The sequence below is a fragment of the Achromobacter sp. 1L-A-4-B-C2 genome (genome assembly GCF_057291955.1).
This window is the reverse complement of record NZ_JBXAWP010000002.1, coordinates 1028044-1052162: the sequence shown is the minus strand read 5'-3', so window position 1 is coordinate 1052162 and position 24119 is coordinate 1028044. Positions and strand designations below refer to the sequence as shown.

20 protein-coding genes and 1 pseudogene are annotated in these 24119 nt (G+C 67.2%); 10 read left to right on the top strand and 11 right to left on the bottom strand.

Features of this window, described 5'->3' with window-relative positions:
* The first annotated feature begins 231 nt into the window (after positions 1–231).
* Positions 232–1407, top strand: coding sequence for an MFS transporter (locus AC0Z35_RS12175; protein ID WP_485132142.1), 1176 nt, complete (start codon positions 232–234; stop codon positions 1405–1407).
* Here AC0Z35_RS12175 and AC0Z35_RS12170 read toward each other — a convergent pair.
* Positions 1389–3158, bottom strand: coding sequence for an acyl-CoA dehydrogenase (locus AC0Z35_RS12170; protein WP_485132044.1), 1770 nt, complete (start codon positions 3156–3158; stop codon positions 1389–1391). The genes AC0Z35_RS12175 and AC0Z35_RS12170 overlap by 19 nt on opposite strands.
* 42 nt (positions 3159–3200) lie before the next feature.
* On the bottom strand, positions 3201–4976 hold the full coding sequence (locus tag AC0Z35_RS12165; protein ID WP_485132043.1) for an acyl-CoA synthetase: 1776 nt from the start codon (positions 4974–4976) through the stop codon (positions 3201–3203).
* 180 nt (positions 4977–5156) lie between these two features.
* On the opposite strand from AC0Z35_RS12165, the gene AC0Z35_RS12160 reads away from it, so the two are divergent.
* Positions 5157–5867, top strand: a complete 711-nt coding sequence (locus AC0Z35_RS12160) for a Crp/Fnr family transcriptional regulator (protein ID WP_046804541.1) — start codon at positions 5157–5159, stop codon at positions 5865–5867.
* Positions 5868–5883: 16 nt separating this feature from the next.
* Here the strand turns inward: AC0Z35_RS12160 and AC0Z35_RS12155 are convergent, their stop codons facing one another.
* Positions 5884–6669, bottom strand: a complete 786-nt coding sequence (locus AC0Z35_RS12155; protein WP_485132042.1) for an aspartate/glutamate racemase family protein — start codon at positions 6667–6669, stop codon at positions 5884–5886.
* Positions 6666–7124, bottom strand: coding sequence for a MarR family winged helix-turn-helix transcriptional regulator (locus tag AC0Z35_RS12150; protein ID WP_046804542.1), 459 nt, complete (start codon positions 7122–7124; stop codon positions 6666–6668). Before AC0Z35_RS12150 ends, AC0Z35_RS12155 begins: the two co-directional genes overlap by 4 nt.
* Before the next feature lie 239 nt (positions 7125–7363).
* Between AC0Z35_RS12150 and aceE the strand changes: the two genes are divergently transcribed.
* Together aceE and gorA are read left to right on the top strand one after the other, a co-directional pair.
* Positions 7364–10027 (top strand): pyruvate dehydrogenase (acetyl-transferring), homodimeric type, encoded by a 2664-nt coding sequence (gene aceE, locus AC0Z35_RS12145; RefSeq protein WP_485132041.1) that lies wholly within the window; start codon positions 7364–7366, stop codon positions 10025–10027.
* A gap of 144 nt (positions 10028–10171) precedes the next feature.
* Positions 10172–11530 (top strand): glutathione-disulfide reductase, encoded by a 1359-nt coding sequence (gene gorA / locus AC0Z35_RS12140; protein ID WP_046804544.1) that lies wholly within the window; start codon positions 10172–10174, stop codon positions 11528–11530.
* Between the two features lie 34 nt (positions 11531–11564).
* On the opposite strand, the gene AC0Z35_RS12135 is transcribed toward gorA, so the two are convergent.
* Positions 11565–12389: a DUF72 domain-containing protein gene (locus AC0Z35_RS12135; RefSeq protein WP_485132040.1), complete on the bottom strand. Its 825-nt coding sequence runs from the start codon at positions 12387–12389 to the stop codon at positions 11565–11567.
* A gap of 226 nt (positions 12390–12615) precedes the next feature.
* Between AC0Z35_RS12135 and AC0Z35_RS12130 the strand changes: the two genes are divergently transcribed.
* Together AC0Z35_RS12130 and AC0Z35_RS12125 are read left to right on the top strand one after the other, a co-directional pair.
* Positions 12616–13248: a LysE family translocator gene (locus AC0Z35_RS12130; protein ID WP_046804546.1), complete on the top strand. Its 633-nt coding sequence runs from the start codon at positions 12616–12618 to the stop codon at positions 13246–13248.
* Positions 13248–13544 (top strand): hypothetical protein, encoded by a 297-nt coding sequence (locus tag AC0Z35_RS12125; RefSeq protein WP_046804547.1) that lies wholly within the window; start codon positions 13248–13250, stop codon positions 13542–13544. The genes AC0Z35_RS12130 and AC0Z35_RS12125 overlap by 1 nt, the downstream gene beginning before the upstream one ends.
* On the opposite strand, the gene pdxR is transcribed toward AC0Z35_RS12125, so the two are convergent.
* Entirely contained in the window at positions 13541–15061 is a 1521-nt protein-coding gene (gene pdxR, locus AC0Z35_RS12120; RefSeq protein ID WP_485132039.1) for a MocR-like pyridoxine biosynthesis transcription factor PdxR, read from the bottom strand. The two genes, AC0Z35_RS12125 and pdxR, sit on opposite strands and share 4 nt — an antisense overlap.
* Before the next feature lie 153 nt (positions 15062–15214).
* Between pdxR and AC0Z35_RS12115 the strand changes: the two genes are divergently transcribed.
* Positions 15215–15943, top strand: a complete 729-nt coding sequence (locus AC0Z35_RS12115) for a GNAT family N-acetyltransferase (RefSeq protein WP_104145359.1) — start codon at positions 15215–15217, stop codon at positions 15941–15943.
* The gene (locus tag AC0Z35_RS12110) at positions 15934–16818 is read left to right on the top strand and encodes a DMT family transporter (RefSeq protein WP_485132038.1); all 885 of its coding nucleotides are present in this window, start codon (positions 15934–15936) and stop codon (positions 16816–16818) included. The genes AC0Z35_RS12115 and AC0Z35_RS12110 overlap by 10 nt, the downstream gene beginning before the upstream one ends.
* Positions 16819–16929: 111 nt before the next feature.
* Here AC0Z35_RS12110 and AC0Z35_RS12105 read toward each other — a convergent pair whose 3' ends face one another.
* From AC0Z35_RS12105 to AC0Z35_RS12090, 4 genes are all read right to left on the bottom strand, one after another.
* The gene (locus AC0Z35_RS12105) at positions 16930–17820 is read right to left on the bottom strand and encodes an EamA family transporter (RefSeq protein WP_314357332.1); all 891 of its coding nucleotides are present in this window, start codon (positions 17818–17820) and stop codon (positions 16930–16932) included.
* Between the two features lie 56 nt (positions 17821–17876).
* Positions 17877–18212, bottom strand: a complete 336-nt coding sequence (locus AC0Z35_RS12100; RefSeq protein ID WP_046804551.1) for a thioredoxin family protein — start codon at positions 18210–18212, stop codon at positions 17877–17879.
* 88 nt (positions 18213–18300) lie between these two features.
* Complete coding sequence (locus AC0Z35_RS12095; RefSeq protein WP_120154804.1) at positions 18301–19584, bottom strand: Zn-dependent hydrolase; 1284 nt, start codon at positions 19582–19584, stop codon at positions 18301–18303.
* Between the two features lie 76 nt (positions 19585–19660).
* Positions 19661–20455 carry an enoyl-CoA hydratase/isomerase family protein gene (locus AC0Z35_RS12090; protein ID WP_485132037.1) on the bottom strand — a complete coding sequence of 265 codons (795 nt, stop codon included), beginning with the start codon at positions 20453–20455 and terminating at the stop codon, positions 19661–19663.
* Positions 20456–20682: 227 nt separating this feature from the next.
* On the opposite strand from AC0Z35_RS12090, the gene AC0Z35_RS12085 reads away from it, so the two are divergent.
* Positions 20683–21663, top strand: a complete 981-nt coding sequence (locus AC0Z35_RS12085) for an SDR family oxidoreductase (RefSeq protein WP_485132141.1) — start codon at positions 20683–20685, stop codon at positions 21661–21663.
* Here AC0Z35_RS12085 and AC0Z35_RS12080 read toward each other — a convergent pair.
* Positions 21636–22352: pseudogene (locus tag AC0Z35_RS12080) on the bottom strand (TetR/AcrR family transcriptional regulator); the annotation flags it as partial. The gene AC0Z35_RS12085 and the pseudogene AC0Z35_RS12080 sit on opposite strands and share 28 nt — an antisense overlap.
* A 103-nt stretch (positions 22353–22455) precedes the next feature.
* Here AC0Z35_RS12080 and AC0Z35_RS12075 point away from each other — a divergent pair.
* Positions 22456–24096, top strand: coding sequence for an acyl-CoA synthetase (locus AC0Z35_RS12075; RefSeq protein WP_485132036.1), 1641 nt, complete (start codon positions 22456–22458; stop codon positions 24094–24096).
* The last annotated feature ends 23 nt before the right edge of the window (positions 24097–24119 follow it).

The window sequence follows — 24119 nt, the reverse complement described above, 5'->3', positions numbered from 1 at the left end:
TTATAAAACCTTCGGGTCTAGCATTCTGGTTTCGTAATAAAACTAGAAGGACGTACCATGCCCGATGCTCCACCGCCCGGCGCCAACACCTTGAGCGCTGCCTGCGCGCAACCCGCGGCGGCTGCCGCCCGCGGCACCCCGGCCGATGCGGGGCGCAATCCGGCCGCCAACGACGGCGCCGAGGCCAACGACGCCGCCGACGCGTCGCCACCCCTGCCCACATCGCTGGTGATGTTGCTGGCCGTAGCCTGTGCGCTAAGCGTGGCCAACGTGTATTACGCGCAGCCCTTGCTGGACGCCATCGCTCGCGAGTTCCTGTTGGACGAAGGCGCCGTGGGCGTCGTCGTCAGCGCAACGCAATTGGGCTGCGCGGTGGCGCTGCTGTTCGTGGTGCCGCTTGGCGACCTGCTGGACCGGCGCCGCCTGATGCTGGCGCAACTGGGCCTGCTGGTGCTGGCGCTGGGCGCGGTGGCCATGTCGGCCAATACGCCGTGGCTGCTGGCGGGCATGGTGGCGCTGGGCCTGTTGGGTACCGCGATGACGCAAGGCCTGCTGGCGCTGTCCGCCGCGCTGGCCGCGCCCGGCGAACGGGGCAGGGTGGTGGGCGCCGCGCAGGGCGGAGTGGTGATCGGCTTGTTGCTGGCGCGCACGGTGGCCGGCGTGGTGGCCGACGCCTGGGGTTGGCGCGCCGTGTACGTGGTGTCCGCCGCGATGGCGGCGTTGCTGGCGTGGGTGCTGCTGCGCCGCTTGCCTCGGCGCCGGCTGCCCACGGCAACGCTGTCCTACTGGGACTTGCTGCGGTCCATGGCGACGCTGCTGGCCACGGAACCCGTGCTGCGCGTGCGCGGCATGATCGCCTTGCTGATGTTCGCCGCCATCAGCGTATTCTGGACGGCGCTGGTGCTGCCCTTGAGCGCGCCGCCCCATTCCTTGTCGCACGCGGCGGTGGGTGGCTTTGGCCTGGTGGGCGTATTGGGCGTGTTGATGGCCGCGCGGGCCGGCCGCTGGGCGGATCGCGGGCTGGGGCAGCGCACCACGGGCGCGGGCTTGGTGCTGCTGTGCCTGGCGTGGGCGCCCATTGCCTTGCTGGATCACAGCCTGTGGGCCCTGGCGCTGGGCGTGCTGGTGCTGGACGTGGCGCTGCAAGCGCTGCACGTGACGAATCAAACGATGATCTTCAGCATCAGCGCCCAGTCGCATAGCCGCCTGGTGGGCAGCTACATGATGTTCTACGCGGTGGGTAGCGGGCTGGGCGGCATTGCGTCCACGGCGGTGTACGCGCGCGCCGGCTGGCTGGGTGTGTGCGCGCTGGGCGCGGCCATCAGCGTGACGGCCTTGTTGTTCTGGGCGGCGACGTTGCCCCGCAAGGCATCGCCGCCGCCGTCGCGTCAGGGTTGTACCGCGTAGTCCTTGGACCCCAGCACCACGGCCGCCAGCCCCGGCGCCTGGGTCAGCTTGTGCAGCGCATAGGTCTGTGCGGTGGCGATCTTGGCCTGATGGAAGTCGGGGTCTTCCTGCTGGTGGTCCAGGCTGGCCAGCAGCGCGCGGGCCATCTGCCAACCGGCCAGCGTCGTGCCGGCCAGCAGCAGATACGGCACGGCCGACCCGAAGACGGCGTTGGGCGCGCCCGCGGCGTTGGCCAGCACAAAGTCCACGACATTTGCCAGGGCCAGCCGCGCCTGCCGCAGTGGCTTGAGCACCAGGTTGGCGGCAGGCTCGCTGCGCGATTCCAGCTCGGTTTCAGTCTGGCGGATGGCCTCCAGCAGCGCATGCGCCACCGCGCCGCCGTCGCGCAAGGTCTTGCGGCCGACCAGGTCGTTGGCCTGGATGGCGGTGGTGCCTTCGTAGATGGTCAGGATGCGGGCGTCGCGGTAATACTGCGCCGCGCCGGTTTCCTCAATGAAGCCCATGCCGCCGTGCACCTGCACGCCCAGGCTGGTCACGTCCAGCGACATCTCGGTGCACCAGCCCTTCACGATGGGCACCAGGAATTCCTGGATGGCCAGATGACGCTTGCGCTCGTCGGCGTCGGGGCTGGCGTGGGCCAGGTCGGCGTGGCCCGCCGTCACGTAGGCCAGCGCGCGGCCCGCTTCGGTCAGCGCGCGCATGGTGCCCAGCATGCGGCGCACATCGGGGTGGTGGATGATGGTGACGGCATCGCGCGACGACCCGTCCACCGGGCGGCTTTGCACGCGGTCGTTGGCATAGGCCAGCGCGTGCTGGTAGGCACGGTCGGCAATGGCGATGCCCTGCACGCCCACCGCATAGCGCGCCGCGTTCATCATGATGAACATGGCGTCCAGCCCGCGGTTTTCCTGGCCCACCAGATAGCCCAGCGCGCCGCCCGCATCGCCGAATTGCAAGGTGGCGGTGGGGCTGGCCTTGATGCCCAGCTTGTGTTCGATGGACACGCAGGTGACGTCGTTGCGCGCGCCCAGTGAGCCGTCTTCGTTGACCAGGAACTTGGGCACCAGGAACAGCGAAATGCCCTTGACGCCTTCGGGTGCGTCGGGCAACCGGGCCAGCACCAGGTGCAGGATGTTCTCGGTCAGGTCGTGGTCGCCGTAGGTGATGAAGATCTTGGTGCCGGATAGCCGGTACGTGCCGTCGCCCACCGGTTGCGCGCGCGTGCGGATCATGGCCAGGTCCGAGCCGGCTTGCGGTTCGGTCAGGTTCATGGTGCCGGTCCACTGGCCCGAGATCATGGGCCCGATGAAGCGCGTTTTCATTTCCGCCGAGCCGACGGTCAGCAAGGCTTCGATGGCGCCGTTGGTCAACAAGGGGCATAGCGCGAACGACAGATTGGCGGCGTTCAGCATTTCAGAGCAGGGCGACCCGATCAGGCCGGGCAAGCCCTGGCCACCGTATTGCACTGGATGTGACATGCCCTGCCAGCCCGCTTCGGTGTATTGGCGAAACGCCTGCTTGAAGCCGGGCGACGTGGTGACGGCGCCGTCGCGCCAGGCGCTGGGCTCTCGGTCGGCCGGGTGGTTCAGCGGGGCCAGCACTTCGGCCGCGAAATGCGCGGATTCTTCCAGCACGGCCTGTGCGGTGTCGGGCGTGGCCTCCTCGAAACCGGGCAGGGCGGCAACTTGCCGCAGGCCGGCCAGGTGGTTCAACACAAACAGCATGTCTTTCACGGGGGCTTGGTACGTCATGGCCGAAAAACTCCTTTGATGAAGGTGCCGGGCTGCCGGCGTTCAGGCGGCTTTGTTGGGGTCGGCCACATCAATGGCCTGCGTTGAGCCCACGGCGGCGCGCAGCTCGAATTTCTGGATCTTGCCGGTGGATGTCTTGGGCAGTTCTCCGAAGCGCACCGCGCGCGGCACCTTGAAGCCGGGCAACAGCAGTTTGCAGTGCGCGATGATCTCTTCGGCGGTGGCGCTGCAACCCGGTTTCAGTTCGACAAACGCGCAAGGCGTTTCGCCCCACTTCGGGTCGGGCATGGCCACGACGGCCACGGCTGCAACGGCGGGGTGCCGGTACAGCGCGTCTTCCACCTCAATGCTGGAGATGTTTTCGCCGCCGGAAATAATGATGTCCTTGCTGCGGTCCTTGATGCGCACGTACCCGTCCGCCGTCATCACGCCCAGGTCGCCGGTGTGAAACCAGCCGCCCGCGAAGGCGTCGTCGGTGGCGCGTTCGTTCTTCAGGTAGCCCTTCATGCAGATGTTGCCGCGAAACATGATTTCGCCCACGGTCTGTTCGTCGGCGGGCACTTCCTGCATGGTGTCGGGGTTGCGCACCGATACGCCGGCCTGCAAGTGGTAGCGCACGCCCTGGCGCGCGGTCAGCTGCGCACGGCGTTCGTCGTCCAGCGCGTCCCAGGATTCCTGGCGGGCGCAGACGGCGGCCGGCCCGTAGACTTCGGTTAGCCCATAGACGTGGGTCAGTTCAAAGCCGATGTCGCGCATCTTGGCGATGACGGCGGGCGCGGGCGCGGCGCCCGCGACCATGGTGCGCACGGTATGTGTGATGCCCGCGCGCATCTCGGCCGGCGCGTTGGCCAGCGCGCTTTGCACGATGGGCGCGCCGCAGTAATGCGTGACGCCTTCGGCGCGGATCAGGTCGAACACGGTCTGGGGGTCGAACTTGCGCAGGCACACGTTTACCCCGGCGCGCGCGGCCACCGTCCACGGAAAGCACCAGCCGTTGCAATGAAACATGGGCAGCGTCCACAGATAAACCGCGTGTTTGGGCATGTCCCATTCAAGAATGTTGCTGACGGCGTTCAGGTATGCGCCGCGGTAGTGGTAGACCACGCCCTTGGGGTCGCCGGTGGTGCCCGAGGTGTAGTTCAGCGCGATGGCGTCCCATTCGTCGGCCGGCGGCTGCCAGTCGTAATGGGCGGGCGCGTCGGCCAGGAAGGCTTCGTAGTCGGTAGCGCCCGGCATAGGGGCGCCCGGCACAGGGTTGCCCGGCATAGGGTTGCCCGGCATAGGGGCGCCCGGCACAGGGGCGCCCGGCACAGGGGCGCCCGGCTCAGGGGCGTCCCTATGCCGGGCGCCTGCCGAGGTGGCGGGGGCGCCGTCCAGGTCGTGGACCGAGACGATCTTCAAGTGCGGGTATTCGGCGCGGGCGCGCTGGGCGATATCGGCATATTCGGTGTCGATGATCAGGGCGCGCGCTTCGCCGTGGCCCAGCATGAACAGCACGCTGGGCGCGTCCAGGCGGGTGTTCAGCGTGTTGAGCACCGCACCGACCATCGGCACGCCGAAGTGGGCTTCGACCATGGCGGGAATGTTGGGCAGCATCACGGCGACGGTGTCGCCGCGCTGGATGCCGGCCCGTTCCAGCGCGTTGGCCAGGCGTTGCGCGCGTTCGTAGGTCTGGGCCCAGGTGCGGCGAACCTTGCCGTACACCACGGCAAGCCGCTGGCCGTACACCTCGGCCGCGCGGGCAATGAAGTCCACCGGGGTCAAGGGCGTGTAGTTGGCGTCGCGGCGCGCCAGGCCGTGGTCGAACATGCTGCTCATGCGTCGTCTCCGAGTAGGGCGCGTGGGCGGCCCTTGTCTTGTTCGAGGTTTGCTGATCGCGGAAAGCTTGATTTCCGTCGCTTGCGTGAGCGTAGGGGCGAGCCGAAAATACTGTCTGTCGCCTGCATGACAGACCTGCCAGCCGACCTCGCAAACTGCCAGTTTTACACGGTTCCGCCCATGTCCGATGTTTCAAACGTTGTTTCCGCCGCCGCGCTGGCCGAGCTCTTCGGCGCCTGTTCGTGGTTCGCCGCACTGGAGGCCGGCCACCAGGAACTCGTGCTGGCGACGGCGCGCGCGGAACACGTGGCCAATGGCGCCTGGATCGCGCGGCGCAACGCGCCATCGGACTATTGGCTGGGCGTGCACACGGGCTTGCTCAAGCTGGCCATCTATAACGAGTCGGGCCGCAGTTGCACGTTTTCCGGCGTGCCGCGTGGCGGCTGGTTTGGCGAAGGCAGCGTCATCAAGCGCGAGCTGCGCAAATACGATGTGGTGGCGATCCAGCCGTCGCTGGTAATGTTGGTGCCAGCCGCCACGTTCCATGCGCTGCTGGCCGCCAGCCTGCCGTTTTCGCATTTCGTCATCGGCCAGCTGAACGACCGCATGGGGGAATTCATTGCATCGATCCAGAACCATCGTTTGATGGATGCCGATGCGCGGGTGGCGCAGTCGCTGGCCCAGCTGTTCAACCCGCAGCTGTACCCGTCGACCGACCTGACGCTGGCGATTTCCCAGGAAGAACTAGGCTATCTGACCGGCCTGTCGCGCCAGCGGGTGAACCAGGCGTTGCAGACCCTGGCGGACGCGCAGATCCTGGCGCTGGCGTATCACCAGATCAAGGTGCTGGATTTGAACCGGCTGCGGCAGTTCGGGCTGGAGCAGATCTAGCGCCAACCGGGCCGCGTCAGCGCGGCGCCGGGGCGGGTGAGGGCGCGGGCGACAGGGCACCGGACAGCGCGCGTGACAGCGCGGCGCGCGCCAGGATGCGTGTGGAATCCAGCGTGGGCAAGGCGCAGTTGCCGTCGTTCAGCACCAGCGGCAGTTCGGTGCAGCCCAGCACCACGGCGTCGCAACCGGCATCGCGCAAGCGTTCCACAATGCCTTGCAGGCGCGCGACCGACCCGGGCTGGAAAACGCCGTAAACCAGTTCGTCCATGATGATGCGGCCCAGCGTGAGCCGGTCTTCTTCGATGGGGCGCACCCATTGCAGCCCTTGCGCGCCCAGCTTGTCCGGATACACCTCGCTATCGACCAGCCACCGCGTGCCCAGGATGCCAATGCGCCGAAAGCCTTGCGCGGCGGCCTGCAAGGCAACTTCCTCGGCGATATGCAGCCAGGGCAGCGGCGAACGCGGCAGCGCATGGCCCCACGCCTGATGGATGGTGTTGTCGGGGCAGATCAGCAAGTCAGCCCCGGCGCGCGCCAGCTTGTTGGCCGATGACAGCATTAACGCGCCCACACCGGCCAGGTCCTGGTTGTTCAGGCACACCACGTAGTCCGCCAGCGAATGGGTATGCAGCGATATTTCGGGGTGCGCGTGCGGCCCCATGCGCTGCGAACCTTCGGCACACAAGGTTCGATAGCACAGCGCGGCGCCTTCGGCCGAACAGGCAACGATGCCGATGTGCAGGGCGGCGGTGGCGACCGGGTCGGCGGTCGTGGGGGTGGTGTTTATCGGCGCATTGATCATGAGGCAGGGTCCTGGTTCAACGCCCGCACGTGGCGGGCAATGTCGACAAAGCTCTTGGCCATGGCGGCTTGTTGCGCGGCGGGCAATCGCGACAGGAACAATTCGTCGATGGCCGGGCCGTACACCTTCCACATCTCGCGCCGCAGCGCGCGGCCCTTGGGCGTCAGGCGGGCATAGGTGGCGCGCCTGTCCTCGTCGGAACGAAAGCGCTCGACCAGGCCGGCCGCCTCGATCCGGTCCATCAAGCGCGTCAGGTTATAGCGCGCGATCACCATGCGTTCGGCCATTTCGAACATGCGCGCCGTGCCGTCCGGGGCGCGTTCCAGCGCCCATAGCGCGTCGTACCACGCCAGCGGCGGCAGGTCGGCTGCCGACAGCCGTTTTTCAATCTCCTCTACCACCAGCGCGTGCGCGGTCAGGAAGAGGCTCCATGCGTCGGGCTTGCCCGTGGCCATGCGGTCGTTCCTTTTTTGATATCGGGAATGCAGCCGCGATTGTAAGAGCGGCGTTGCGGGATCGCGTGATCGAAGTGGAAAACGTGAACAGCGGCTGGCAAAGATAGTTGCACTTGCAATTGTTCAGGCGCGGCCATACGATTGCAATTGCACATGATGCAATTGCAATTCACGATGTGAAATGCGTGGAACGCCGACGCCTTGCTGCGTGGCGCAGCCCCATCACCAAAGGAACTCCCATGGACACCCCGATCGATTCCACCGACGCCGACCCGCAGGAAACCCAGGAATGGCTGGAAGCCATGCAGGCCGTGTTGGCCCACGAAGGCCGGCCGCGCACGCACTACTTGCTGGATCAATTGATCCAGCAGGACCGCGCGGCCAATGGGCGCTATACGGCGCCGGGCGTCACCCCCTACGTCAACACCATCAATGTTGCGAGCCAGCCCGCGTTTCCGGGTGATATCGGCATCGAGCAGCGACTGGACGCCTACCTGCGCTGGAATGCCATGGCCATGGTGCTGCGCGCCGGCAAGACCTCGGGCGTGGGCGGCCACATCGCCACCTACGCGTCGGCCACGACGCTGTACGAAACCGGCTACCGCCATTTCTTTCGCGCCGCCACGCCCGATTTCCTGGGCGACCTGCTCTACATTCAGGGCCATTCCGCGCCCGGCATTTATGCGCGCGCCTACCTGGAAGGCCGAATTTCCGAAGACCAGCTTGACGGCTTTCGCCGCGAAATCGGCGGCGGCGGGCTGGCGTCCTATCCGCACCCGCGCACCATGCCGGGCTTTTGGCAATTTCCCACGGTGTCGATGGGCCTGGGCCCGCTGATGGCTGCCTATCAGGCCCGCTACATGCGTTACCTGGAAGACCGCGAGCTGATTGCCGCGCAGGGCCGCAAGGTATGGGGCTTTCTGGGTGACGGGGAACAGGACCAGCCCGAAACGCTGGCCGCCGTGGCAATGGCCGGGCGCGAAAAGCTGGACAACCTGATCTTCGTGGTCAATTGCAACCTGCAACGGCTGGATGGGCCGGTGCGCGGCAACGCCAAGATCATCCAGGAACTGGAAAGCGTCTATCGCGGCGCCGGCTGGAATGTCATCAAGGTGATCTGGGGCGCCGGTTGGGACGCGCTGCTGGCGCAGGACCACGACGGCCGCCTGCGCCGCCGCATGATGCAGTGCGTGGATGGCGAATACCAGGTGTTCAAGGCGCGAGGCGGCGCCTACGTGCGCGAGCATTTCTTTGGGGCGGACCCGGTGTTGCTGGACCGCGTGGCCCATCTGTCGGACGATGAGATCGGCGCACTGAACCGGGGCGGCCACGACCCCGCCAAAGTGCATGCCGCCTATGCCGCGGCCGTGGCGCACCGGGGCCAGCCCACCGTCATCCTGGCCAAGACCGTCAAGGGGTACGGCATGGGCGCGGCGGGCGAGGCCGCCAACACCAACCACCAGCAAAAGAAAATGGCCGACCCGGCCGTGCGCGCCTTCCGCGACCGCTTCGCCATTGCCGTGCCGGACGATCAGCTTGAAGAGATTCCGTATATCAAGCCCGCGCCTGGCAGCGCGGAACACCACTATTTCCAGGCCGCCATCGCACGCGCCGGCGGCCATCTGCCGCACCGCTCGGCGGGGCCAGGGCCGTTGTCCACGCCGCCGCTGACGGCGTTCGCCGCCCATTTGAAGGGCAGCGACGGCCGCGAATTTTCAAGCACGATGGCCTTCGTGCGGGTATTGGCGCAGCTGCTCAAAGACCCGGATATCGGCCCGCGCGTCGTACCCATCGTGCCCGACGAGTCGCGCACGTTCGGCATGGACGGCATGTTCCGCCAAGTGGGCATCTATTCGCACGTCGGCCAGCTTTACACGCCGCAGGACGCGGACCAGCTCAGCGTCTATCGCGAGGATCGCAAGGGCCAGATCTTGCAGGAAGGCATCAACGAATCCGGCGCGATGTCGTCGTGGATCGCGGCGGGCACCGCGCACAGCACGCATGGGCTGGCCACCATTCCCTTCTACATTTTCTATTCCATGTTCGGCTTTCAACGCGTGGGCGATCTGGCGTGGGCGGCGGGCGACATCCGCGCGCGCGGCTTTTTGCTTGGCGCCACGTCGGGGCGCACCACACTGGAAGGCGAGGGGCTGCAACACGATGACGGCCATAGCCACGTGCTGGCCTCGGTCATCCCGTCCTGCCGCGCCTATGACCCTGCCTACGCCTATGAAATCGCGGTGATCGTGCAGGACGGGCTGCGCCGGATGTACACGGACGGCGAAGACGTTTTCTATTACCTGACGCTGGTCAACGAGAAGACCGCGCATCCGCCCATGCCCGAAGGCGCCCAGGCCGGCATCCTGCAAGGCATGTATCGCCTGCGCCAGGGCGAGCCGGGCGCCTTGCGCGTGCAGCTGCTGGGTAGCGGCGCGATTCTGGCCGAGACGCTGGCCGCCGCCAATCTCTTGCAACAGGATTTCGGCGTGTCGGCGGACGTCTGGAGCGTGACCAGCTATTCCGAACTGATGCGCGACGGCCACGAGGTCGAACGCTGGAACCGCCTGCATCCGCAGGCCGAAGCGCGGCGCGGTCATGCCGAAACCGCGCTGGCCGCCAGCGTGGGGCCGGTGGTGGCCGCCACCGACTATATGAAGACGGTGCCCGAGCAGATCCGGCCGTTCCTGGCGGGCCGGCGCTACGTCACCCTGGGCACCGACGGATTCGGCCGCTCGGATACGCGCCCGGCGTTGCGCTCGTTCTTCGGCGTGGACCGCCATCACATCGCCTTGGCGGCGCTCAAGGCGCTGGCCGATGACGGGCAGGTGGACCCGGCCCAGGCCGCCCAGGCCATCGTCCGATACGGCATCAACGCCGAGGCCGTGTCGGCGGCCTTGCCCTAGGCACAGGGGCGTAGCGCCGTCGGCATGGGTGCGTCCGCGCCGCGCCCATGCCGCCCGCGCGAACCCGGGCGCGCGCCGGTAGTGTTAAATACGGTTTTCCCGGACAGTGAACGCGGGCCCCCGGGCTTTAGCGAAGGAAACAACATGGCATTCGATTTTGATCTGTTTGTGATCGGCGCGGGTTCTGGCGGCGTGCGCGCGGCCCGTTTTGCAGCGGGCTTTGGCGCGCGCGTGGCCGTGGCGGAAAGCCGCTACCTGGGCGGCACCTGCGTCAACGTGGGCTGCGTGCCCAAGAAGCTGCTGGTCTACGGCGCCCATTACAGCGAAGACTTCGAGCAGGCCCACGGCTTTGGCTGGAATGTAGGCAAGCCGTCCTTCGACTGGCCCACCCTGATCGCCAACAAAAACCGCGAAATCGAACGCCTTAACGGCATTTACCGCAACTTGCTGGTCAATAGCGGCGTGACGCTGCTGGAAGGCCACGCCCGCATCGTCGACCCGCACACCGTCGAAATCAACGGCCAACGCCACACCGCCGCCAACATCCTGGTGGCAACGGGCGGCTGGCCGCGCGTGCCCGACATTCCCGGCAAGGAACACGCCATTACCTCGAACGAGGCGTTCTTCCTGCCGCGGTTGCCGCGCCGCGTGCTGGTGGTGGGCGGCGGTTATATCGCGGTGGAATTCGCGTCGATCTTCAATGGCATGGGCGCGCACACCGTGCAGGCCTATCGCGGCCCGCTGTTCCTGCGCGGTTTTGACCAGGGCGTGCGTGAACACCTGCGCGACGAGCTCACCAAAAAGGGCGTCGACCTGCGCTTTTTCACCGACCTGGCGCGCATCGACAAGCAGCCCGACGGCTCGCTGCTGGCCACGTTGAAAGACGGCGCGGTCATCGAAACCGATTGCGTCTTCTACGCCACCGGCCGCCGTCCGATGCTGGACAACCTGGGCCTGGAGAACACCGGCGTCAAGCTGCGCGAAGACGGCTTCATCGACGTGGACGACGAATACCGCACCGCCGAACCTTCCATCCTGGCGATTGGCGACGTCATCGGCCGGGTGCCGCTGACGCCGGTGGCGCTGGCCGAAGGCATGGCCGTGGCGCGCCGCCTGTTCCGCCCCGAGGAGTACCGCAAGGTCGACTACAAGCTGATTCCGACCGCCGTGTTCAGCCTGCCGAACATCGGCACGGTGGGCATGACCACGGAAGAAGCGCGCGAAGCGGGCTACGAGATCAAGCTTTTCGAAAGCCGCTTCCGTCCGATGAAGCTGACGCTGACGGAATCGCAGGAAAAGACCTTGATGAAGCTGATCGTGGACGCCAAGACGGACCGCGTGCTGGGCGTGCACATGGTCGGCCCCGATGCGGGCGAAATCGTGCAGGGCATCGCGGTGGCGCTCAAGGCCGGTGCTACCAAGCAGGTGTTCGACGACACCATCGGCATCCACCCGACGGCGGCGGAAGAATTCGTCACCCTGCGCACGCCGGTCGCGCAATAAGGGCGCCAAAAAACGCGCCGCGCGCCGGCCTGCACTACAAGCGTTCGATCATGGCGCGCGCCGCAAACGGCGCGCGTTCTTTTGCGCCATTGATAAAGAAGGCGTGGACGTCCTGCGCGCGCGGTGGCCCGGATGGCGCGGAACCGATCCGAGGCAGGTCCGCCGGATCGTCGCCACGCGACCAGGTGTGCAGCCTGTCCGCCCAGGCGTCCAGCACCTTGGGCGCATAGCCGGCCTTGAACGTGGTGCTGGCGCGCATCAACCGGGCGTAGACGAAATCGGCGGTGCGGTCGGCAATGGCCGGAAAGTTCTCGCTATCGGTATAGACGGTGGCGGCGCGGTGACGGCGGGCCAGTTCCAGGTATTCCTCGCAGGCGAAGCTGGGATGGCGCACGTCCAGCACGTGGCGCAGCGGCAAGCCATCGACCTTGTCGGGCAACAGCGCCAGGAATTCGCCGAAGTCATCCGCGTTGAAGGTCTTGGTGGGCGCGAATTGCCACACCACCGGCCCCAGCTTGGGTCCTAATTCGGCAATGCCGCTATGGACGAAGCGCTGGATGGAATCGCCGGCGCCCGCAAGCTCGCGCCGGTTGGTGGCGTAGCGCGACGCCTTCAGCGAAAAGACGAAGCCGTCCGGCGTTTCGTCGCGCCATTTGGCGAAAGTGGCTGGCTTCTGGGTGCTGTAGTAGGTGCCGTTGATTTCAATCGCGGTGAGCTGCCGGCTGGCGTATTCCAGCTCGCGCGCATGGGGCAGGTCCTCGGGATAAAAGGTGCCGCGCCACGGCGCGTACGTCCAGCCGCCGATGCCGACGCGAATGACGGGCGGGCTTTCCACCACGGACGGATGACGTTTCGGCATCTTCCGGTGCTCCATGCAGTGCAACGAATCGGTTCACTGTATCGCCACGCGCCCGGGGTCGTAAAGTTGCGGAGGCCAATCACGGCGCGGGTTCGGGCCGGTGTGGCATGGGCGATACGTTTGCCGGGCGGCCGTGCCGCGTTCAAAAAGTTTCCTGTTCCGATACAGTTTTGCGATAACGTGTGCGCATCCCTGTTCGACATCGTCCGGCTCGCGCCGGCTCATCATGCCCGACCTGACTCATCTTCTGACATTCGCCCTGGTGGCCCTGGGCATGGTGCTGACGCCCGGCCCCAACATGATTTACCTGGTGTCCCGATCCATCTCGCAAGGCGCGCGCGCCGGCCTGATCTCCCTGGGCGGCGTGGCGGTCGGGTTCATCTTCTATGTGTGCTGCGCGGCCTTCGGCATTACGGCCTTGCTGCTGACGGTGCCCTACGCCTATGACGCTTTGCGCATCGGCGGCGCCATGTACCTGCTGTACATGGCGTGGCAGGCCATCCGCCCGGGCGGGCGATCGCCGTTCCAGGTGCGCGAACTGCCCCGCAGCAGCCCGCGCACGCTGTTCACGATGGGGCTGGTGACCAACCTGCTCAACCCCAAGATCGCGGTGATGTATGTGTCGCTGTTGCCCCAGTTCATCCAGCCCGACCATGGCAGCGTGTTCACGCAGTCGCTGGCGCTGGGCATGACGCAGGTGGTCATCAGCCTGTCGGTCAATGCCGTCATCGCCATTACCGCCGGCTCCATCGCGGGCTTCCTTGCGGGCCGGCCGTTGTGGCTGGTGATCCAGCGCTGGTTGATGGGTACCGTGCTGGCCGGCCTGGCCGTGCGCATGTTGATGGACGCGCGACGCTGATGCCGCAGGACGACGGATTTTTCGGCTCGCTGGGCGTCATGCTCGGCGAAGCGCTGCGCGCGGTGGTGGGCGGCATCAAATGGCTGCTGGGCGGCTTGGGCGGTGCGCTGGGCGACTTCTACGGCGGGCTGTCCAAGGCAATGGGCATGAGCCCGTCCATCTTCAATTTTGTCTTGCTGGTGCTGGGCCTGATGTTCTTGTGGGCCGCCATCAAGGCCTTGCTGCGCCGCTCCATTCTTGGGTTTCTGTTCTGGGCGGTGCTGGCGGTGCTGGTGCTGGGTGGCCTGGTCAATTAGCGCCGGGCTTGCCGCGCCAGTTCGCCCAGGCGCTTGACCAGCGCGGGAAAGCGGTCGGCGCTGGTGTTGCCATAGCCGATCACCAGCCCGTTGTCTTCGGCGCGCGGCGCCATGGCGAAAGTCGATAGCGCGCTGGGATTCATGCCCACCTGCCGCGCCAGCGCCACAATGGCCTGATCCGGGCAATCCGGCGGCAGGCGCACCGTCAGGTGCAGGCCGCTGTGTCCGCCCAAGACCTCGTGATCCCCCTTGAAATGCGTGGCCAGCGCATCGCGCAAGGCCGACTGCCGTTCGCGGTACAGGCGCCGCATGCGGCCCAAGTGACGCGAGAATTGGCCGTTGTCGATGAAGGCGGCCAGCGTCAGCTGTTCCAGCCGGTGGCCGCCGCGCAGCATCTCGATAACGGAAGGCAAGGCGGTCTGGGCCAGGGCCTCGGGCAGCACCAAAAAGCCCAGGCGCAACGCCGGAAAAAGCGTCTTGCTGAACGTGCCCACGTACAGCACGGGCGCGTTGGGCAACAGCCCCTGCATGGCCGCGATGGGGTCGCCTTGATGCCGGAACTCACTGTCGTAGTCGTCTTCGATGATCCAGGCGCCCGCGCGCCCGGCCCGTTCCAGCAAGTCCAGCCGCCGCGCCACCGACAGCACGGCGCCGGTGGGGTATTGATGCGTGGGCGTGGTCTGGATCAGGCGCGGCGGATGCGTGCGCCAGGCGTCGTCGGGTATGACGATGCCGTCCGCGTCCACGCGCATGGCCACCACGTTCAGGTCGCCGCCATGAAAGGCCGACTTGGCGCCGCGATAGCCGGGCTCTTCGAGCCAGGCGGTGTCGCCCGGGTTGGTCAGCAGTTGCACGCATAGCGCCAGCGCGCCCTGCGCGCCTTCGGTGATGATGATGCGCGAGGCGTCGCAATGCACGCCGCGCGACACCCGCAGATATTGCGCGATGGCTTCGCGCAGCGCCGGCTCACCCGTCGGATGGCCGTAGCCCAGCGTGGTGGCGGGGGCGGCTTGCAGCGCACGGTCTTGCGCGCGGCGCCAGGCGTTCATGGGGAACTGCGTCAGGGCCGGCGTGCCGGGGGTCATGGGCAAAGAACTGTCGGTGGCGCCACGGGTGGCAACGATGCGCGACAAGCGCGTGGCGGTGGCGGTGGGGGCCGTCGTTGCATCGGCGGTCGCGGTTGCCGCTGCGGTTGCGCTGGCCGTGGCGCGGGTCGCCAATGCCCACGGGGCGGCTGACAGCGGCGCCACCCGGGTGCCCTGGCGGTCCGCGATGACATAGCCTTCGGCGGTCAACTGCTCGTAGGCGATCAGCACCGTATTGCGCGAGATTTCAAGCTCTTCGGACAGCGCGCGTGACGACGGCAGCTTGCCGCCGGCGGGCAATTGGCCGGCCAGGATGGCCTGCTTCAGGCGTTGAATAAGCTGGCGTTGGCGCGGCGGCGCGCCGGGGCCGCGCGCAAGCGGACTGGACAGCAGGGCGGTGTGGGCGGGTAGGCTTCGGCTGGGCGTTTGCATGGCGCGATGATCGCGGGCCGCTTGAGGCGTGGCCCTATTAAATTCGGGATCCGTGGTGCTTTTTATGATGCCACGATTCCGATATTGTGAGGCCCTGCGTGTTGCGTCCGCCACGGCCGGCGGCGCGCGCTTAACCGGATGAGGCCCCGCCCAATGCAAGCCCGCGTCAATGCATTCCAACAACCCATCGGCCCCGACGTACCCGGCTGGACGGCACGCCCGCGCCCGCCGCTAACGCCCGCCATCGGCCGTTATTGCCGCCTGGAACCCTTGTCCGCCGAGCGCCATGCCGCGGATCTGTACCAGGCCTTCAGCCAGGCGCCGGACGATAGCGACTGGACCTACATGGGCGTTGGCCCGTTTGCCGACGCGGACGCCTACCGCGCCTTCGCCGAAGCCGCGCAGGCGGGCAACGACCCGCTGCATCACGCCATCATCGACCTGGAAACGGGCCGGGCCATCGGCACGCTGGCCTTGATGCGTATCGACCCGGCCAATGGCGTTATCGAAGTCGGCTTCGTGTCGTTCTCGCGCCGGCTCAAGCGCACCCGGATCGCCACCGAAGCGCAATTCCTGCTGATGCGCCGCGCGTTCGACGAGCTGGGCTACCGCCGTTATGAATGGAAGTGCGACTGCCTGAATGCGCCGTCGCGCCAGGCCGCTGCGCGGCTGGGCTTTCAGTTTGAAGGCATCTTCCGCCAGGCCACGGTCTACAAGGGCCGCAGCCGCGACACCGCCTGGTTTTCGATCATCGACAGCGAATGGCCCGCGCTGCGCGCCGCCTACGAACGCTGGCTGGACCCCGCCAACTTCGACGCCGAAGGCAATCAACGCCAAAGCCTGTCTGAACTGACCGCCCGGGAAAAAGCCGCGTGCGCCTGATTCCGGTGGCGTTGGCCCTGTTCTGGGGGCTGAACTGGCCGGCGGTGAAAATCATCCTCGCCATCTTCCCGCCGTTTACGCTGCGCGTGCTGGGGCTGGGCAGCGGCGCGGTCCTGCTGTTGCTGCTGGCGCGCGCCAAGCGGCTGCCCCTGTTGCCGCCGCGCGATGCGTGGCCGGGCATCGTCGTGGGCGGCGTGCTGGCCGTGGCGGTCTTCAACCTGGCGGTGGCGTGGGCGCAGCTCAGCACCAGCACGTCGCGCGCGGCGGTGCTGACCTTCACGATGCCTATGATGTCGGCGCTGCTGGCCTGGCTGGTGCTGGGCGAACGGCTGGACCGACGGCGCGCGCTGGCGCTGATGCTGGGCGCCATCGGGGTGGCGATCCTGGCTTGGCCGGTGTTGCGCGCGGTGTTCGGGCAGCACGACCTGGCCGCCACCCGTGGCCTGGTGTTTCCGCTGGTGGCCGCGTTTGGGTGGGCGGCGGGCACGGTGTATCTGAAGCGCTGGCCGGTGGACGGCCACCGTATCGTCGTCACCGCATGGCAGTTGGCCGTGGGCGCCGCCTGTGCGCTGACGGGCGTGTTGATCGCCGGCGAGTCATTTCCTACCCATGGCTGGAACGGCCGCATCGTGGCGGCGCTGTCATTCCACATCATCCTGGGTACGGCGGTGGCCTACTGGCTGTGGTTCGTGCTGAGCGAACGCGTCAGCGCCACGGTGGCGGCGTTGACCACGTTGATGGTGCCGGTGGTGGGCGTGCTGGGCGCGATGGCCCTGGTGGGCGACCGGCCCGCCGCCGCCGATTGGTGGGGCTTTGCCTTTGTGCTGGCAGGCGCCGCGCTGATCGTGCTGAACCTGGGCCGGAGCCGGGGGTAGGCAGGGCCAGGGCGCCGAGAGAGCACAGCATGGGGTGCCGAGATAGGGCGCCGAGATAGGGGCAGCAGGATAGGGCAGCAGGATAAAGCGGCCCTTGCCCGGATTGCCAGCTCAGTCCTGCCGCCTGCGCAGCCACTGCCTGACGACTTCGCCGCCGCTGACCAGGGTGATACCCGACAGCACCAGCACCGCGCCGATGGCGAAGCCCGCGTCCAGCGGTTCATCCAGGATCAGCACTCCGAAGCTCACCCCGAACAGCGGCGTCATGAACGACAGGATCGACAGGCGCGACGCCAGGTAGCGGCGCAACAGCCAGAACCACGCCAGGTAACTGGACAAGGCCACGACCACCGCCTGGAACGCCACGCTGGTCAAGGCCGCCGTCGTGGGGCGGATGGTGTGCTGGCCGGTGACCACGGCATAGGCCAAGAGGCCCACCGCCGCCACCGCCATCTGATACAGCAAGGTCTTGGACGGGGCCGCCTCGGACAACGACGTTGCGCGGATGGCGACCGTGGTGGCGCCCCACAGCAAGCCCGCCGCCAATCCCATGGCGTCGCCCAGCAGCATGTTGGCGGCGCCGGCGGCTTCGCGCGGTGCGCCGCCCTTGAACAGGAACGCCACCGCAATACCGCCGAAAGCAATCGCGACTCCCAGCCATTGCAGCGGCTGCATGCGTTCTTCGGGCAGCAGCCAATGCAGCCCCAGCGCGGCAAATATGGGCGCGGTGTACAGAAACACCGACATGTGCGAGGCCGTGGTGTACAGCAGCCCCTGCGCCACAAACAGGAATTCCGCGCCGAACAGCAAGCCGACAAGCAGGCCCGGCAGCGCCGTGCCGTCGCGCACGGCGCCCCGGCCTTCGGCGCGCCAGACCACCACCGCCAGCACCAGCGCGGCAAAGCTGGATCGCAGCGCAATCTGCATGATGGGCGCGATGTCGGCGGCCACCAGCTTGATGGCAATTTGCTGAAAGCCCCAGCACACACACAGGGCCAGCATGCCGGTGGTGGCCAGCGTGTCCAGCGGCAAGCGCAGCGGTTTGGACGCGGGCGCCGTCACGGCAGTTCGGCGGGGTAGCTGTCCAGCGCCAGGCCGATCTGTTGGCGCAAGTCCCATTCGGCCAGCGTCGATTGCACCGGCCCGAAAAAGGCGCCGTCGCGTGTCACAAACATGGCGGGCAGGTGAAAGACTTCGTAGCGCTCAACCAGGCCACGGTTGTCCCCGGCGTCCACCCAACAGACCCGTTCCACCGGCAGTTCCAGCGCGGGCAGCTGTTCGCGCGCAATGCGGCAGGTGCCGCAGGTGCGGCTATGGAAGACCAGCAGCGACAAGCCGGGCGCGTCCAGCAGGAAGCGGTCGGCGGTGCTGTCGTTCAGTTCTATCTGTTCCATGGGGATTCATCCGGGGCAAGGCAGCCATTATGGCAGCGCGCCGCCCCGTGGCCGGCGATAACCGTGGGGGCGGAATGGGTGTGGCGCGTCAGGCGCCGCGCAGCACGCGGTCCAGTTGCAGCACGGACTGATACAGCACGCGCGTGCCGTCCAGCAGCTGCGACGGTTCGATCCATTCTTCCGGGCAGTGGCTGCGGCCGTTCAGGCACGGGATGAAGATCATGCCGATGGGGCCGGTGGGCGCCATGTAGACGGCGTCGTGGCCGGCACCGCTGGGCAGGCGCATGGACGCGTAACCCAGCTGGTCCGCCGCCGCTTTCACGGCGTCCATCACCAGGGGTGAGCAGTCGGTGGGCTGGGCGCGGCTTAGTTGGGTGAAGCCGGCCGTCAGGCGCCACGCCTTCAGGTCGTCGGCGACGCCGGCCATCAATGTTTCGGGGAAGCTGTCCAGCACGGCGTTGCTGTCGCTGCGCATTTCCAGCGTCATCTCGACGCGGCCTGGCACGGCGTTGGCGGCGTTGGGCGTCATCGACAGCCGGCCCACGGTGGCCACCACGTAATGCGGGTTGCCGCTGGCGGCGCTGGCCTGGCGGCTGGCCGCGTCGATGATGCGTGCCGCGCCCACCAGGGCGTCGCGGCGGATGTCCATGGGCGTGGTGCCGGCGTGGTCGGGTTGGCCTTGCACCACGATCTGCACGCGGCGGATGCCAACGATGTTGGTGACCACGCCGATCGGCAGGCCACGGCTTTCCAGTACGGGGCCCTGTTCGATGTGCAGTTCGACGAAGGCCGCGGTGCCGCCCGCGCCACGCAGCGGTGCGCTCAACGCGGCGGGGTCGCCGCCGATGCGGGCGATGCCCTGGGCCAGCGATTCGCCGGCGGGGTTGCAGGCGGCCAGCATGTCCGCCGACAGCTGGCCGCTAAGGGCGCGGCTGCCCACGCACGAGATGCCGTAGTCGCTGGGTTCTTCGGACAGGAAGTCGATGACTTCAAAGGGGTGGTCAAGTTCGATGCCGTGCTCGTTCAGCGTATGCGCGACTTCGATGCCGGCCAGCACGCCGATGATGCCGTCGAACCGTCCGCCTTCCATCACGGTGTCGCAGTGCGAGCCGGTGGCGATGGGCTTGCGCGACGGGTCGCGGCCGGCGCGCGTGCCGACCAGGTTGCCGCCCGCATCCAGGCGAGTCGCCAGGCCGGCCGCTTCGAACTGGCCACGCAACCAGGCGCGGGCGTCGTCGAACAACGGCGAAAAGGCGCGTCGCGTCCAGGGAACATCGGGCAAGGTAAACCGGGACAAGGCTTCAACGCGGGACCACAGGCGGTCGGCATTGAGGGGCGGGAAGGCGGGGGAAGGGGAAGTCGGATGCGGCATGAAAATTCCTGAAGATGCGCCAGGGATTATGTCATGGCGTGTTGGGCCTCCCGCGTCTTCCCTCCCTGCCATGGTCTCAGCAGCGCTGCCGCCAGGACGGCTCGCGCTTTTCCAGGAAGGCCGCCACGCCTTCGCGCGCTTCGTCGGTGGCGCGGCACACGGCGATGCGCTCGACCGTGTCGGCGATCAGTTCGGCGTCGATGGCCCGACCCGCAAAATCGCGCACCAGCCGCTTGCTTGCCTTGACGGCGTCCGGCCCGTTGGCGCACAGCGCGCGGCAGAGGGCGTCGGCCGCGTCGGGCAGGGCGTCGGCCGACACAACATCGTGCACCAGCCCCAGCCGCAGCGCGGTGGCGGCGTCGAAGCGTTCGGCCGTCAGGAAATACCGGTTGGCGGCGCGCTCGCCCATGGCGCGGATCACGTACGGGCTGATGGTGGCAGGCAGCAGCCCCAAGCGCGTTTCAGACAGGCAGAAATGCGCGCCATCCGCCGCGATAGCGATATCGCACGCCGACAGCAGCCCCATCCCGCCCGCGTAGGCGTCGCCGTTCACGCAGGCCACCACGGGTTTCGGGCACGTCCAGATCGTGTGCAGCATGTCGGCCAGTCGGGTCGCATCCTGGCGGTTGTCCGCATCGGTATGCGTGGCCATTTTGCGCATCCAGTTCAGATCGCCGCCCGCGCAGAACGCCTTGCCCGCACCCGTCAGCAATAACACTCGCACGTCGGGGTCGCGCGCGGCGTCACGCACGGCGTCGGTCAGCGCGGCGATCAGCGTTTCGTCGAAGGCGTTGCGCATGTCCGGCCGGTTCAGGGTCAGGCGAACGATGGCGCCATCGCGCGAGACATTCAGCGGGGCTGTCGAAGTCATGCGGGTCTCCTGGTTTATTGATTTGTGCTCAAGAAGTGGGGTGCTGCAACCAAAAGATTCTAGGACGGAATCGGGATTGCAGGGATGGGTTCGATATAAATATTGAGTTATCCTCAAAAAAAATAACGGAGCGAGGCATGAACCCAGAATCGAATGTGCAGGCCAACCCCGCCTTGGGCTCCGCCTCGGGCTTTACAGCAGACCCGACAGCGGGCGGCCAAGCCGCCATGTCGCGCTATGCGTCGGTGTTCAGACCGGGGCTTTTCGATGGCAAGACTGTTGTCGTGACAGGCGGCGGCAGCGGTCTGGGCCGTTGCACGGCGCACGAGCTTGCGTCGCTGGGCGCGAACCTGGCGCTGGTGGGCCGCAAGCTGGAAAAGCTGAAAGCGGTGGGCGCGGAAATCGCCCGCGTCTACCCCGAAGCCGCCGGCCGCGTCAGCCTGCACGCCTGCGACATTCGTGATGAAGCCGGCGTGCGCGGCGCGGTGGCGGACGTGCTGGCCCGGCACGGCGCCATCGACGGCTTGTTCAATTGCGCGGGCGGGCAGTTCCCCGCGCCGCTGGACCGCATCAGCCTGAACGGCTGGAACGCGGTCGTGCAGAACAACCTGCACGGCACCTTCCTGATGGCGCGCGAGGTCTACACCCAGCACATGCGCCGGCACGGCGGGGCCATCGTCAACATGCTGGCCGATATCTGGGGCGGCATGCCCGGCATGGGGCATTCGGGCGCGGCCCGCGCCGGGGTCTGGAACCTGACCGAAACCGCCGCGTGCGAATGGGCGCATGCCGGCGTGCGCGTCAATGCGGTGGCGCCGGGCTGGATTGCCTCCAGCGGCATGGACAGCTACGACGACCACTACCGCGCGGTGCTGCGCGACCTGAAAACCAAGGTGCCGTTGCAACGCTTTGGCACCGAGGCCGAACTGGCCGCGGCCGTGGTGTTCCTGTTGTCGCCGGCGGCCGCCTTCATCAATGGCACGGTCATCCGCGTGGATGGCGGCGTGCCGAACGCACGCCATTCCTGGACCTTGCAGCCGGCCGAACGGGGCGAGGTCTACAACGGCTTTCCTCAGTACGTGCCGCCGTCCTTGTTTGCCGATGCGGGGGAGGGGGCCGGTGCAGAAGATGCAGCCGAAGCGGCGGGCGCGACCGATGCCGCGCGCGCAGCCGAAGCGAAACCCTCGGCCGACTCTTCCGACGCGTGAAGCCGGTGCAGGGCGTCGCGCACCTCGCCCCGGAACTGCGCCAGCGCCAGCGCGTCGCGGTGCGGCGGTTGCAGGGCCTGCCACAAGAACCCGACCAGCTGGTCAGCGGTGGTGGCCACGTCCACCCGCGCGCCGCGCAACATTGCGTCCCACAGCACGTGCTCCATCGGGCCGTAAACCGTGGACCGCAGCAACCGCAGGGGCATGTCCTGCCGGATGTCGCCATCAGCCTGCCCCTGCGCCAGGATGCGCATCAGCGGGGCGGTATAGCGCCGTTGCAGGGCCGCGTAGACCTCGCCGAAATCGTCGTTGCGCGCGCGCCCTTCGGACAGGATGAAGGCGCACAGCCCCGGCCCCTCGGCCAGCAGATGCCGCAAATGGGTATGCACAAGGTAATGCAGCTGCGCCCGCGCCCCGTGCACGTGCGGCAGGTTGTCTTCCACCTTGGCGATGATTTCGTCATACCAGTCGCCGATCACCCGCACGCACAATTCCCGCTTGCCGCCGAAGTACGTGAAGATCGTGGCTTCGGACACGCCCAGGCGCTGGGCGATCTCGGTGGTGGTGGCGGCCTGGAAGCCGGCCTCGGAAAACACCTGCCGGGCCATGTGCAAGATGTCCCGTATGCGCTGTTCGGACTTGGCGCTGGCGGGCGGGCGGCGGATCGGAACGACGGGAGTTTTTTCCATGCGAACGGCAAAAGGGCGGTGGGGCGAGGCTTATTATTGAGCCAGGGTCAAGCAAGTTCAGCAAGCCCTGGGCGATTTCCATAACAACATCAGAGACAAAACCATGCTGTCCCGAAAGGCATCCTACAAGCAGCTTGTGTCCGAATTCCAATGGCAGGTGCCGGACACCTACAACATTGGCGTGGACGCCTGCGACAAATGGGCGGACGGCAGCGGCCGCCTGGCGCTGATCTTCGAAAAAAGCGACGGCGCGCAAACCCGCTACTCGTTCGACGATATCAGGGCGCAATCGAACCGCCTGGCGCACAGCCTGATCCGCCATGGCGTGCGGCGCGGCGACCGCGTGGCCGTGTACCTGCCCCAGGCGCCCGAAACGGCGGTAACCCACATCGCCGTCTACAAAATGGGCGCGGTGGCGGTGCCGCTGTTCACGCTGTTCGGCGTGGACGCCATCCAGTACCGGCTGGCCAATAGCGGCGCCGTGGCGTTGGTGACCGACACCGAGGGCTGCCGCAAGCTGCGCGAGATACGCGCCAGCCTGCCCGGCCTGAAGGTCGTTTATTGCATCGATGGGGATGGCGATGGCAATGGCGATGGCGACGGCGCCGCCGTGCCGTTCCACCCCGCACTGGCCGCGGAATCGGACGATTTCGAACCGGTCGCCACGCGCGCCGACGACCCCGCCGTGATCATCTACACGTCCGGCACCACCGGCAAGCCCAAGGGCGCGCTGCACGCGCATCGCGTCCTGCTGGGCCACTTGCCCGGCGTGGAAATGTCGCACGAATTCTTCCCCGAAAACGCCGCCCTGATGTGGACGCCGGCCGACTGGGCCTGGATCGGCGGGCTGCTGGACGTGCTGCTTCCGTCCTGGCATCACGGCGTGCCGGTCCTGGCCCGCCGCTTCGAGAAGTTCGACGGCAGCGCCGCGCTGGCGCTCATGGCGCGCCACGGCGTCACCCACACATTCCTGCCGCCCACCGCGCTGAAGATGATGCGCGGTTCCGCCTACCCGGATGGCGCCGGCCCGCTGGCGCTGCGCTCGGTGGCCAGCGGCGGGGAGTCGCTGGGCGCCGAGCTCATCGACTGGGGCCGCCGCGTGCTGGGCGTGACCATCAACGAGTTCTACGGCCAGACCGAATGCAACATGCTGGTGTCGTCGTGTTCGTCGCTGTTCGACCCGGAAATCGGTTCGATCGGCCGCGCCGCGCCCGGTCACCGGGTGGCTATTGTGGATGACCAGGGCGTTGAAGTGGCCGATGGACAGGAGGGCAACATCGGCGTATTGCGGCCGGACCCCGTCATGTTCCTGGGCTACTGGAACAACCCCGAGGCCACCGCCGAAAAGTTCGTGGGTGACTACCTGCTGACCGGCGACCTGGGCGTGCGCGATGCGCGCGGCTTTATCCGCTTTGTCGGCCGCAACGACGACGTCATCACCAGCGCGGGCTACCGCATCGGCCCCGCGCCCATCGAAGACTGCCTGATTGGCCACCCCGCCGTGCGCATGGCGGCGGTGGTGGGCGTGCCCGATGAGCAGCGCACCGAGATCGTCATGGCCTATGTCGTGTTGAATGACGGCGTCACCGGCGACGACGCCTTGGTGCGCGACTTGCAGGCGCATGTACGCACCCGCCTGGCCGCCCATGAATACCCGCGCGCCATCCGGTTTGTAACCAGTTTGCCAACCACGGCTACCGGCAAGATCATCCGCCGGGAGTTGCGCGACGGTAACTACCGTTGAGCTCGTCTCAACCCGTGACAATC